Source organism: Rubidibacter lacunae KORDI 51-2, from assembly GCF_000473895.1.
Lineage (GTDB): Bacteria > Cyanobacteriota > Cyanobacteriia > Cyanobacteriales > Rubidibacteraceae > Rubidibacter > Rubidibacter lacunae.
In genome coordinates this window covers 143349-156420 of the sequence record NZ_ASSJ01000081.1, presented here as the reverse complement: position 1 = coordinate 156420, position 13072 = coordinate 143349, and the positions used below count along the sequence as shown (strand labels likewise).

9 protein-coding genes are annotated in these 13072 nt (G+C 57.6%); 2 read left to right on the top strand and 7 right to left on the bottom strand.

Annotated elements, in window-relative coordinates; translation table 11 throughout:
• Nucleotides 1–187: 187 nt before the first annotated feature.
• Nucleotides 188–1399 (bottom strand): bifunctional phosphopantothenoylcysteine decarboxylase/phosphopantothenate--cysteine ligase CoaBC, encoded by a 1212-nt coding sequence (coaBC, locus tag KR51_RS15525; protein ID WP_022609065.1) that lies wholly within the window; start codon nt 1397–1399, stop codon nt 188–190.
• A 6-nt stretch (nt 1400–1405) separates the two neighbouring features.
• The gene (gene isiD / locus KR51_RS15520) at nt 1406–1597 is read right to left on the bottom strand and encodes a protein IsiD (protein ID WP_040656548.1); all 192 of its coding nucleotides are present in this window, start codon (nt 1595–1597) and stop codon (nt 1406–1408) included.
• A gap of 913 nt (nt 1598–2510) precedes the next feature.
• Between isiD and KR51_RS15510 the strand changes: the two genes are divergently transcribed.
• Nucleotides 2511–3446, top strand: a complete 936-nt coding sequence (locus KR51_RS15510) for an alpha/beta fold hydrolase (RefSeq protein ID WP_022609062.1) — start codon at nt 2511–2513, stop codon at nt 3444–3446.
• On the opposite strand, the gene KR51_RS15505 is transcribed toward KR51_RS15510, so the two are convergent.
• On the bottom strand, nt 3418–3948 hold the full coding sequence (locus KR51_RS15505; RefSeq protein WP_022609061.1) for a DUF4330 domain-containing protein: 531 nt from the start codon (nt 3946–3948) through the stop codon (nt 3418–3420). The genes KR51_RS15510 and KR51_RS15505 overlap by 29 nt on opposite strands.
• Before the next feature lie 710 nt (nt 3949–4658).
• Between KR51_RS15505 and KR51_RS15500 the strand changes: the two genes are divergently transcribed.
• The gene (locus KR51_RS15500) at nt 4659–6833 is read left to right on the top strand and encodes a glutamine synthetase III family protein (RefSeq protein ID WP_022609059.1); all 2175 of its coding nucleotides are present in this window, start codon (nt 4659–4661) and stop codon (nt 6831–6833) included.
• Nucleotides 6834–6958: 125 nt separating this feature from the next.
• Here the strand turns inward: KR51_RS15500 and KR51_RS15495 are convergent, their stop codons facing one another.
• The 4 genes from KR51_RS15495 to nadC form a co-directional block, all read right to left on the bottom strand.
• Complete coding sequence (locus KR51_RS15495; protein WP_022609058.1) at nt 6959–9802, bottom strand: cation-translocating P-type ATPase; 2844 nt, start codon at nt 9800–9802, stop codon at nt 6959–6961.
• 166 nt (nt 9803–9968) lie between these two features.
• Nucleotides 9969–11135 carry an N-acetylglucosamine-6-phosphate deacetylase gene (gene nagA / locus KR51_RS15490; protein ID WP_022609057.1) on the bottom strand — a complete coding sequence of 389 codons (1167 nt, stop codon included), beginning with the start codon at nt 11133–11135 and terminating at the stop codon, nt 9969–9971.
• Between the two features lie 733 nt (nt 11136–11868).
• On the bottom strand, nt 11869–12138 hold the full coding sequence (locus KR51_RS15485) for a YciI family protein (protein ID WP_040656509.1): 270 nt from the start codon (nt 12136–12138) through the stop codon (nt 11869–11871).
• A gap of 80 nt (nt 12139–12218) precedes the next feature.
• Nucleotides 12219–13067, bottom strand: a complete 849-nt coding sequence (gene nadC / locus KR51_RS15480; protein WP_198016812.1) for a carboxylating nicotinate-nucleotide diphosphorylase — start codon at nt 13065–13067, stop codon at nt 12219–12221.
• Between the last annotated feature and the right edge of the window lie 5 nt (nt 13068–13072).

The window sequence follows — 13072 nt, the reverse complement described above, 5'->3', positions numbered from 1 at the left end:
GCTCGCTCGAACGAGAGTTGCAGAAATGGGTCATATAGAATTCTGGACAACGCTTACCGTAACTGATTGCCTCGTTCTCCAAACTCGTCTTCCAAAACAAGACTATCTTCAAGGTAGTTTGGACGGTGTTCTGGAAGATTTGGGATCGGTCTGCCTGGGACCGGTACCGAGCAGGAAAAGATGGTGCTTACACCGGTAAATCTCGAGCCCAATCGAGAATGGAGTGGGCCAGGTCGAACTTATCCGCTGTCGGTAGCGTGCGCTGCGTCCCGTCGCGAGCAATGAGAACGGCGCAATTCGTGTCGCTAGCAAACCCTGCATCCGGGCGATCGACTGGGTTGGCAACAATACCGTCGAGATGCTTGCGCTTCAACTTCCCGAGCGCCGGCGGCACTGGATCGCCAGTTTGGGCGGCAAAACCGATCAGTCGTTGATGCGCGTGCTTGGTCCGTCCGAGGTCGGCGGCAATGTCGGGGACGGGGACCAACTCCAGTACTGATGGCAGTCGGTCTTTCGGCAATTTCTCTGTTGCGCGCGTTGCCGGTTGCACGTCTGCCACTGCCGCTGACAGAAACGTCCAGTCTGCCACGGGAAATGCTTTTAACATGGCGGCATGCATCTCAGCAGCTGTTGTCACGCGCTCAAGCTGCAGGGGTGGTACCTGCGGTACGTGGAGTTCGCTCGGACCTAACACCAACGTCACCTCTGCGCCACGATGGGCAGCCGCCAATGCTAGTGACAGTCCCATCTTGCCGGTCGACGGGTTGCCCAGAAACCGAACCGCGTCCAGAAACTCCCGAGTTCCTCCCGCATTGACCAACACGCGCTTGCCCGCCAAATCCATCCGTCCGTCTGTATGCAACAGCGATCGCAACGCCAACAGAATCGCTGCCGGCTCTGCCATCCGTCCTGGCCCGACGCGATCGCAGGCTAGCAACCCCGCGCCCGGACCGATCGCGCACACGCGCGGCTCCTGCAGAAGCATTTGCCAATTGCGCTGCACGCGCGGTTGCTGCCACATCTGCGTATTAGCTGCCGGAGCTAGCAACAGCGGGCAATCGGCCGCCAGGATTGTATTTGTCAATAAATTATCGGCCAGACCGTGCGCTAGCTTACCCAGCGTGTTTGCTGTCAATGGCGCGATTGCGATCGCCTCGGCCCATTCGCCCAACTCGATGTGCAGCGGACGTGGATGCGGCTGCCAAAAATCCGCATCGGTGTAGGCATGGTGGCGGCTGAGGGTAGAAATTGCTAGAGGCGCGATAAACTCCTGGGCGGCTGCTGTCATGATGACACGCACCTCGGCTCCAGTTTGGTAAAGGGAGGAAACCAACTCGCATGCCTTATACGCTGCGATACCTCCGCCGATTGCGACCAGTACTCGCCGGCCGGTCAACACGCTCGATCAGACCTCGTCGTAGTTGCAGAAGTCGAGAAGATATGCGTAAGGATCGACGAGTTCCGGACGCTGAAACGCGATCGCGCGCAGCAGATGCCAGTCGTCGAGTGCCTCGAAGGGATTGTTGTAATCGTCGCGATCCAATCGACTGGCCAGCTCGGAAACATCGGCTGCTGTCAGGGCGGCGACACCGCCCATGTCGATACCCGCTCGCTCGATTCCGGTTGTTGCTGCCACCATTGCTTTGCCCTCCCCCATACGTCGCATCCCTGATGCTAACGCGGCAATTAGCAGGGCGGGGCACATATTTTAGTACGAATTGTTAAGCGCTGCGCTTGGGTAACGAAGACGAGAATCTCAAGCCTCAACTGAGTCAATGGTGGACGAGCAGATCGACCTCAATGGGATATTTGTTAACCCGATACGATAACTAACGAAGCCTATAGGAAAAGCCTGGCAATGAAACGAGTCCTACCGCATCACTCAACCGAGGCTACTAGCAACAATCGCAACTGTTGAGGGCGACCGCCTGCACGCGCTCTCAGGCAATTATTTGAAGTGTTCATTGGTTTCCGAATCGTAAAAACTGCTCTGAGATGTAAGTCCGATGGAACCGACTGCTGCAACCTCTGCAGCGAAGCGTTCGAATATCAAGGTAGTCGTAGTTGAGTCGCAGCAAACTCTTTAGTTGAGAATACGGACTGAATTTCGCAAAAGGTAGAAACTATTGAGAAAAAGCGATTGAGAAAAAGCGATCGCATTGCGATCCCGAAAAACCATTTTTAGTAGGGATCTTGCTATCTCGCTCACTTTCGAACTCGCGTCGGAGAGTCTCGGGGCAAGATCGAAACCTGACAAAGATCTCGCCATACTTCTTTCGAGATATTACGGATTTCTGCTAATCCCACTCGAACTTGCCAATATTTCGATCGCTATCGGAATAACCTCGACGCTCGCTAACGAATAGATTCCAAGCACTGCTCTATCAAGCCGCCAACGTGCTGAGATCGGGCGGGCAAATCGATTTGATGACGCGGCGATGTGACTAATACCTTGGCAGACGGCCAAAAATCGCCGAGGATCGAAGCAGCGCCCATTGGAGGAACCGATCTTGATCGAGCTGCCCGGCGTCGAACGCCTATCCATCACTACGTCCCTTGGCAGTATGGTGTACTACACCCCCACATTCGCTGCTCCATGGATGGTGGGAGGCGATACGGAAGGGGCTGACGGTCGCCCGACGCTGGCGTTTCTCCATGGTTTCGGTGGCGGCTCTTCCGCCTACGAGTGGTCGAAAGTCTATCCCGCATTTGCCGACGAATACCGCGTCATTGCTCCCGACTTAATCGGGTGGGGGCGATCGCACCATCCCGAACGCAACTACTCCCCAGACGATTACATCACCACGATCGTCGAATTCCTCGAGCAAGTTTGCGATACGCCCACTGCCGTCGTCGCATCTTCGCTGACCGCTGCGATCGTCGCGCGGGCGGCGATCGCGCGGCCGGAACTCTTCAAGCTGTTGATTTTGACAGCGCCTGCCGGCTTATCCGACTTCGGCCGAGACTACTCGCGCAACTTCTTCGCCCAGCTCGTCAGCACGCCCGTGCTCGACCGCGTCATCTATAACGCCGGCGTTGCAACAGCTGGTGGTATTCGCAACTTCCTAGAAACTCGGCAGTTTGCCAATCCCGAGCGAGTCTATGAAGAAATCGTTATGGCCTACCTGGCTTCGGCACAGCAACCCAATGCCGAATATGCAGCACTGTCATTCGTGCGCGGCGATCTCAGCTTCGACTTGGCACGATACATCGGACAGGTCCAGATCCCAACCGCGATTATCTGGGGACGCGAATCGCAGTTCACGGGACCGGAAATTGGCAAACGCCTCGCCGCGCTCAACCCCCAATACATCCGCTCGTTCATCGAGTTACCCGAGGTCGGTCTGACGCCGCAGCTCGAGGTGCCCGGTGTGGCGATCGCGCTCGTCGGCCGTTTCCTTAAGGAGTTGTCGGTCGTTACGCCACCAGTGAGCGCACCGCAATAATACTGCCCCGGAAGTTGTAGTCTCGTCCTTCAAGCTCCACGGGCGTCCCGATCTTCACTTTGTTATTCCCGAGAACAAAACCGCTTTGGGTGACCTGTGCCTCGCCGCCGATCGTCACCAGCCATGTCGTGCTGAACTGCTCTTTCGGGCGCGGGTCGGGTTTGGCAACAACACTGCCGTCAGGGAGTGGCACGTAAACAGTGCTCGGTACGAGTTCTACGGAGATAAGATCCACGCGACCGTAGGGCTGCTTGCGGATGATGATGTCGGTAGAGTCGGCAGCCTGCAATTCCTTTAACAGAGCGTCGGGGTCGCGCACGCTCAAGCCTTGAATCATTACGTCAACTTCAATGGGCTGCGTACCGCTCAATTGGGCTACCGAGCCAGTCGTACTGGGGAAGAAGAAGATGCCGAAGACCACGAGGGCGATCGCGACGATCGCGCAGACGTCGATGATGCTGAGTTTGCCGAAAAGCCGCCCTTTGGAGTCAATAAAGGTCATGGGGTCACCCGCGCTGTCCAGGTCTCATGCTACTGAATGCCGACGGCGATCGCGCCCATAGGGTTGCCAGTTGAACTCTACTACGTTCGATCTACCCCCTAGCACCTAGCGCGATGCTCACAGCAATTGCAGATAATCGATGACATTCCGGATGTAAGGCTTTCCCGTCTGGTGTCGCTAAGCACCGCAATGCTCAGACATAACGAACTGCACACCCTGGTTTTGATGAATGTCCTGATTTCGCGAGCTGCACCACTTGCTCGTGCAGCATGAGGAAAACGTCCTACACCTGCCTAGTTGACAAGCCCTAGCATCGATCGCTTTTCTCAGCCGCGATCGCAGCAGTGTTCTGTAACTTTCACTACAACAGAGCCACCTCATGCATGGGATAAACATTTATACCCAGGTTCCCAATCTTAAATTATTCCTTTGGAGTATTGCAGATTTACGCGCACGAATTCCATGCCCGACAAATGAGGTTTGTATAGGTCGAGTCCTCTTTTCTATAGGGCAGCGGCCATTTTTTATTGTCTACATTTCTGTCTCTAACGGTTTCGAAACATTTTGCCTCAGGCGAGTCTGGAGCGAGATCGTCACCGCAGTTTGTTGCATCTCGGGTTAGAGCGGATGTCAGGGTTTCGGTCCCTCCGCCATCTGTTTTGAGAATTGGACTTGCACATCATTAGAACGATCGAGATTGAGGAAAGATCATGAGTGGAAATATGGCTCGCGTTCAAGCAATTCGTCAGATTGTCAACCGCGATTCAAAGCCTCCTAAGCCCCCAGAGCGCTTGAAAGATATCTGGGCGGAGAACGTCTTTAATCTCGACAAAATGCAGGCCAGTCTGCCCAAGGCTGTCTTCAAGTCGATCAAGAAAACCATTCTCACCGGCGAGAAGCTCGATCTTTCTGTCGCCGATGCCGTTGCCACCGCTATGAGAGACTGGGCAATGGCCAAAGGGGCACTTTACTACGCTCACGTGTTTTATCCCATGACGAACCTGACGGCTGAGAAGCACGATGGTTTCATCTCCGTGCAGGGAAACGGCAATGTCACCTCGGAGTTCTCCGGCAAAGTGCTGGTGCAGGGCGAGCCGGACGGTTCTTCCTTCCCTAATGGCGGTATTCGAGACACCTTCGAAGCCCGGGGATACACGGCATGGGATGTAACTAGTCCTGCCTACATCATGGAAACGGACAATGGGTCGACGTTATGCATTCCCACTGTTTTCGTGTCTTGGACGGGTGAAGCATTGGGCAAAAAGGTGCCGCTCCTGCGCTCTATTGCCGCGATGGACAAGGCTGCCAATAAGGTCTTGGGACTTTTGGGTCATAAGGATATTGCCCACGTAAACTCTAGCTGCGGAGCCGAGCAAGAATACTTTTTGGTAGATGCCAATTTTGCCAACCAGCGTCCCGATCTGCTCTTGGCCGGGCGAACGCTATTTGGCAAACCACCGGCTAAAGGTCAAGAATTTGACGACCATTACTTTGGTGCGATTCCCGAGCGGATTCAAGTCTTCATGCAGGACGTAGAGACAACCCTTTACAAGCTGGGGATACCTGCCAAAACCAGACACAACGAGGTCGCGCCCGGTCAATTTGAAATCGCCCCTCACTTTGAAGCGGCGAATGTGGCTAGCGATCACCAGCAAACCATCATGACGGTTCTCAAGCACACGGCAAAGAAGCACGGGCTGACTTGCTTGCTGCACGAAAAACCCTTTGCCGGCATCAACGGTTCCGGGAAACATGTCAACTGGTCTGTGGGTAATTCGACCCAAGGAAACTTGCTCGACCCAGGTGACTCTCCCCACGAGAACGCTCAATTCCTCGTTTTCTGCGGTGCAGTCATTCGCGGCGTTCACAAGTACGGACCGCTCATGCGGGCGGCGATCGCCACGTCCAGCAACGATCACAGACTGGGAGCAAACGAGGCACCGCCTGCCATCATGTCGGTTTACTTGGGATCGCAGCTCGAAGAAGTCTTCGAGCAAATTAAAACCGGGACGGTTACCGAGTCGACGCAGAAAGGCGTGATGGACCTGGGGGTTGACGTGTTGCCGCACCTCACTAAAGATGCCGGCGATCGCAACCGGACGTCGCCTTTCGCATTTACCGGCAACCGCTTTGAGTTCCGGGCTGTCGGCTCGAGCCAGTCGGTATCGGGTCCGTTGATCGTATTGAATACTATGCTGGCGGACTCTTTGGAGTGGGTCGGCAACCGGTTGGAATCCGAATTGTCTAAGGGTCTCGAACTCAATACGGCGATTCTCACGGTGCTCAAGGAAATCATGGAAGAGCACGGTGTTGTGATCTTCGGGGGCAATGGCTATTCCGAAGAGTGGCACAAGATGGCAGTTGAAGAGCGCGGCTTAGCAAACCTGCCCACCTCTGCCGATGCATTGCCGACGCTGAAGGAAGAATACATCGAAGACTTGTTCCAGAAGACCGGAGTGCTCACGCCAGTCGAGCTAGAAAGTCGTTTCGAGGTTTACGCCGAGCAATATATTCTTTCCATCGAGGTGGAAGCCAAGCTGGCGATGGACATGGCCAAGACCATGATTTACCCGGCAGCCGTCGAGTATCTGTCGCAGCTGTCTTCTACCATCACGTCTTTGGCGGGGTTGGGCATCCACTTCGAAAAAGAGAGTGCTCAGAAAGTTGCCGACTTAACGAAGTCTATGGTTGAGGCAACGGATAAGTTGAGTACCGCTCTAACCAAGCACGATTTCCAGAGCACGGAAGCTCACATGCAGCACTGCGCGACAACGATCCGTCCGCTGATGGATACGGTTCGCAGCTACGTCGATGCACTTGAAGGTGAAGTAGCTGACAGTTTCTGGCCGCTGCCAACTTATCAGGAAATGCTGTTCATCAAGTAACGCTCGAGTTCGAACTAACTCAAATGTCGTACCTGCCCGAGATGGGGTTTTCGTCCTGATTTCGGGCAGGTGCTTTTGGTTGCAGCCCACTCCTTGTTGTTGCTATCCGCAACCGACGTGTAGGTTTACGCTCGAAGGCGACGGCGCGATCGCCACCAGCGCAGGAACAGCTTTTCTAGTTCGACCCATACGAACACGAGCGTGCTGAAGCCGAGACAAATCCCGAGCTGGACTAGGCTCAGCCGATGTGTGCCGAAGAATGCCTGAAGCGGTGGCACGTAAACCAACATCAATTGCAACACGGTCGTGATCGACACTGCCGCCAGTAGGTAGGGATTGGAGAACGGATTCATTTCGAACGCAGGCTTGTCCGATCGCACTGCAATCGCGTGTCCCATCTGCGCAATGCAGAGGGTTGTGAACACCATAGTTTTCCAACTCTCGGGGTTTGCCGAGCCTTGCGCCTGCCCGTAGGACCAGCTCATCAAAACGATTGTAAACAGGGCAAAAACAATGCCAACGCGGATGATGTACCAGCCCAGCCCGCGCGCGAAAATGCTTTCCCCGGGGTCGAACGGCGATCGCTTCATAATGTCCGGGTTTGCCGGCTCGACGGCCAGTGCCAGAGCCGGCAACCCGTCGGTGACGAGATTCATCCACAGGATCTGCAACGGGACGAGCGGGACGTCCCCGAGGCCGATGAGGGGGGCCGCGGCGATCGTCAGTACCTCGCCGACATTACTGCCAAGAATGTATTTAATGAAGCGACGGATATTGTCGTAGACGACGCGGCCTTCTTCAGTGGCGGCGACGATCGTGGCAAAGTTGTCGTCGAGCAACACCATGTCGCTGGCTTCTTTACTGACATCGGTGCCGGTAATTCCCATCGCAATCCCGATGTCGGCACGCTTGAGGGCTGGTGCGTCGTTGACGCCATCGCCGGTCATGGCTACGAAGCACCCACGCTGCTGCAATGCTTCCACAATCCGGAGTTTGTGTTCGGGCGAGACGCGGGCGTAGACGCTGGTGCGATCGACGGCAGCTTTGAGATCGCCATCGGACATTTTGGCCAATTCGGGACCGGTCAACACCTGGTCGCCCGGCCGCGCGATGCCCAACTGCTGAGCGATCGCGTGCGCGGTCAGCGGGTGGTCTCCCGTGATCATGACCGGCCGGATGCCGGCAGCAATACACCTGTCCACGGCCGGGCGCGCTTCCGGTCGGGCGGCATCCATCATCCCGGCTAACCCCAACCACACCAAATCGGTTTCAGCCGCATCTGCATCGGCCGGTTCCACATCTAATGGCTTGTAAGCAAAGCCCAGTACCCGCAGCCCGCGATCGGCCATGTCCGCATTGGCTGCCAGGATGCGATCGCGTTCCCGTTCGTCCAGAGCAATCGCGTCCTCACCCGCCTGATAGACCGTGCAGCGAGCCAGCAGACTCTCCGGCGACCCTTTGGCAAAGAGGACCAAGGCTTGCTCCGATCTCGGTACGTCGGCATCGGTCGCGCGGCAGATTGCGCTCATGCGCTTGCGTTCCGAGTCGAAGGGAAATTCGGAGAGGCGTTGGTAGCGCCCGTCGAGAGTGGGATTAGCGAAGCCAGCCTTCGCTCCCAGCACCAGCAACGCCCCTTCAGTCGGATCGCCAAACACTTGCCACTCACCGCGTTCGCCGCTGGTGTCGGGGGCACGATCGTCTTGGGCACCGGAGAACTGCAGCGTAGCGTCGTTGCAGAGTACGCCTGCCACCAGCAGCGCCTGCAGGTCCGGGTATTGGGCCGGCGCGATCGCCTCCTCACCGAGTACGAACTTCCCCGAAGGTGCATAGCCCTCACCCGTGACGTGGAAGGCTCCGCACGCGATCGCCACTTCTTGGACGACCATCTTGTTTTGGGTCAGCGTGCCGGTTTTGTCGGAGCAAATTGTATTGACCGAACCCAGGGTTTCCACGGCCGGTAGGCGGCGAATCAGGGCTTTGCGACGGACCATCCGCTGCGTTCCGATCGCCAGCGTCACCGTGATGGCAGCGGGCAGCCCTTCTGGCACGACGGCAACCGCCATACTCAAAGACACTTCAATCAGCTCCAGCAAGCGTCCCCACCCCGTCCGCAATACGCCGATGCCGATCGTCAGCGCCACCAGTAACATCGACCCGACCACCAACGCATTGCCCAACTGCGTCATGCGCCGCTGCAGCGGCGTTTGTGCTGTTTCTACCGACTCCAGCAGTTCGGCAATGCGGCCGAGTTCCGTGTGCTTGCCGGTATTGATAACGATCGCCTGACCCCGCCCTTGCAGCACTTCCGTCCCGGCGAACACGAGGTTGATGCGATCGCCAAGCGCGGCATCTTCGTCGAGGACGGCGGTGGCGGATTTAAGAACGGGCGTCGCCTCGCCCGTGAGTGCCGATTCGCGCACCTGCAAGTGTGCCGCCACGAGCAGGCGAGCGTCGGCCGCCAGTTGCGTGCCGGCTTCCAGCCAGACGATGTCACCCGGGACTAACTCTGCGGCATCGAGTTCTGCGGTTTTGTTATCGCGCAGCACCCGCACTTTGGGTGCGGATAGTTGCCGCAGTGCAGCCAAAGCTTTTTCCGCGCGGCTCTCTTGTAGGTAACCGAGGAGGCCGTTGAGGATGACGATAGTCAGGATCGCAACCGTGTCTTTGAAGGGCACGCCATCGAAGGTCCCCGCCCGCATTTCCACGGCATCCAGAATGCCGGAGGCGATCGCCACGACGATCAGCAACACCAACATGACGTTTTTGAACTGCTCGAAGCAAATCGCCCATTTAGTTCTGAGCCGTTTTTCTTCGAGGCGGTTGGGTCCGTAAATGCGGGACCGACGTGCGACTTCCTCTGCAGCCAGTCCAGTGCATGAGTTGCTGTTGAGGCAAAAGCAGGTATCTTGGGCGGAAAGCGCGTGCCAGGCACTGGCAGTGTCGGTCGCAGGCGGCTGGATGGAAGTCACGGCGTCACTGACAACGAATCTGTCTCGATCCTACGGGATGCCGTCGCCGTGCCCTATCTGCCTAGTGCTGCATCAAGAAAAACTTTTAGGGTTCTCATCCTCTCGAACCCCTGTCAAAAGGAGTTTCCAGAGATCGCCACCCCTAAATCTTGGGTTTGACAGAGCACTAGGGCTCCGGACGGGCTAACTGCAGTCGCTGCCACGTCAGGGTTCGCAATCGCGCGTCCCAACTCCAGCGCAAGAGCATTGCTGGCTGTCCGATCGCGAGACCGGGCAAACCCAAGGCCGCACGCGGGGCATTGGTGGCGAGAGCGATCGCGGCTCCAGGGTCGCAGATGCCCCAGCGCGCGAGGTTTTGCGTGCCGACCAGCAGCGGCAGGGTCGTGCCGGCTAGGGTGCCGTCTTCGAGGTGGGCGGTGCCGTCGCGGACGGTTACCACCCGCGAGTCCCAGGGATAGTCGCCGTCGCCCAAACCGAGCGGTGCCAGGGCGTCGCTGACCAGGAAAAGGCGATCGCGTCCCGCCCGCACCAGAATCTCTAGCATTGTCGGGCAGATGTGTTGACCGTCGGCGATGCAGCCGCACCAAAAGCGGGGGTCGGTCAAGGCTGCGCCGAGCAAGCCGGGCTCGCGGTGGTGCAGGCGGGGCATGGCATTGAAGGCATGGGTGACCATGGTCGCCCCGCGATCGCCGGCAGTTTTGGTTTCGGCAGCGGTGGCTTGGGAGTGCCCGAGGCTGACGGCGATGCCGCGATCTTGCAGGTAGGCGATTGCCTCGCCGGTGGGGTCGAGTTCGGGGGCGAGGGTGATGAGTTTGACGACGGGGGGCAGGTCGTCGAGCAGATGCTGCAGGTTGGCGAGGGTTAACGGCTGCAGGTGTTGCTGCGGGTGCGCGCCACGCTTGTCGGGGTTGAGGAACGGACCTTCGAGGTGGACGCCGAGGATTTGCGCTTGTCCGGGCAGTTGCGGGGTTTCTAGGAAGGCGGCGATGGTAGCGATCGCCTGGCGCATTGACGCGATCGGGCTGGTAACAAGAGTCGGCAAGAACGCATCGATGCCCTGTTGCCAGAGATATTCACAGATCGCCTGCAGTTGCGGGAGTCGATCGGGCGTCAGGTTCGGGAAGGGCAAGCCGAGCGCGCCGTTGATTTGCAGATCTACGCCGCCGAGGGACAGCCAATCGCCGCCGAGGTCGATCGCTGCGGGCTGCGGGGTGTAGTCTTGGGGTACGATCGCGGTGATGCGACCGGCGCAGATCGCAATTTGGTAAAGTCCGGCGCGATCGCTGAGGCGAGCAGCGCTCACCCAAATCTCGCGAGCGGGGGTGACGACCATTACTTCAACCTCAGTCGGGGTGGATGGGGGAGCAGGTCTGGCGTCTAGCGTAGCAGCGCGGCGAGCGATCGCTGGGACAAATTGTAATTCGAAGCGAAAAAAAACTCCCACCCCCTACGACGCTCTCCTCACCTGGCTGAGCGTTGCCGAATGAAGTTATGAATCAAGCTAGTACGTGTACGTCCTAGAACGTCAGATAGTGAATCAAACGCTTGAGTGAAGTCGTCAGCATCTTCACTGATTTTGAGTAGCACAGCGTCTTGTGGTGCAATCGTGGAATACCTTCAGTGTCGTATTCTCCCCATAAACTCCGCGCCATGTATGTCTTGCCGACAATTTGGTACCCATTGGCAATGGGGAGTACTCAAGAGGCAATAATGCGTTGTAGTAGTGAATAAAATTCCTCAATAAGACAATGCAATCGAACAGGCACTTAAAAATGGCTAAACCTCGCCGCAGGAACGGTGAGATGCGCTGATGCAAGGTACAGCTTAAACGCTCCAATTTGCCCGAGTGTTCAATCGCTTTGCAGCTGTCAATAATTTGCAACGTAAAGCGAAGTCTTCAAAACGTCCTCTCACTGCTGGTCGAAGATGCGATCGGCCGACGGGGAACTCTTTGCCGAACCCAAACAACTCTTCCCCGCTGCACGAGCAAATTCAACTACCGGGTTGCGATCGCACCACCCACCCAGCAGAGACATTCTTGCCGATCGCTCGGGCGCCGATCGTGCTTAAAATGCCTGAATCCATTCTTTAACCTCGTAACTGGTCCAAATGCCGTTTTGCCAGTAAGGATCGGCTTCAACGAGCTGGCGTACAGTTGCTTCGTCGGGAGCGTCGTAAATGCCGAAGACCTGCGCGAGGTCCTTCGTCGGTCCGATCGTGACCAGAACGCCCCGTTCTTTCTGAGCTGTCAGTCCGTCTAAGTGGGCTTGGCGATACGGCGCGCGCTTCTCCAGCACGTCCTCGCAATAGTTGCCCCACATCACGTATTTCGGCATCCTAACCACCCCCATCCATTCGTTCGTAAAACCAAAAATAGCCTACCGCATCGCAAGTGCTGCCTCGCGGAGCGATCGCCTCACCGCAACTGCATGCTCAAGTCCAGCCACGTCGAGCGCGTAATCGGCGCGCTGCTGGAGATGAAATCTACGCCTGTTGTCGCGATCGCGCGAATCGTCTCCAGCGTCACGTTCCCCGACGCCTCAATCGCCGTCCTTGGGGCGTCCGTCCGAATGCGTTCGACTGCCGTACGCATCTGCTCTACCGACATATTGTCCAGCATGATGATGTCCGCCCCGGCCGCGATCGCGTCCTTCACTTCCCCCAGCGTCGAGGTTTCCACTTCAACCGTTAGCGGATAGGGCAGTGTTGCCCGGACGGCGGCCACAGCTGCGGCGATGCCTCCCGCCGCGCGAATGTGATTGTCTTTGATCATCGCGGCATCGTCGAGACCGCAGCGATGGTTGAGCGCCCCGCCCACCTGCGTTGCGTACTTTTCAATCGCCCGCAGCCCCGGCGTAGTTTTGCGCGTGTCGGTCAGCCGCGATGGCAAATCCGCAATCCGCGCCACGAACTGCCGCGTTCGCGTGGCAATGCCGCTTGCGCGCATCGCCACATTCAGCGCCACGCGCTCGCCCGTCAGCAGCGCCTCCAGGGACCCTTCGATTTCGGCGATCGCCTGCCCGCGCTCGCAGGTCTCGCCCTCGCCCACCAGTACTTGCAGACGCGCGTCAGGATCGAGCAGTTGGAAGGCCCGCGCCGCGATCGGTAACCCTGCCACCACACCGGCTTCTTTAGCAATCCACGCTGCTTGCCCCGGCCGCGCGGACCCGGACAAGATTCCGCTGGTGGCGCGATCGCCGCGCCCCACATCCTCCAGCAACCACGCCCGCAATAGCGGTTCGAGCGCGATCCACGGCGGCAGCACGGCCA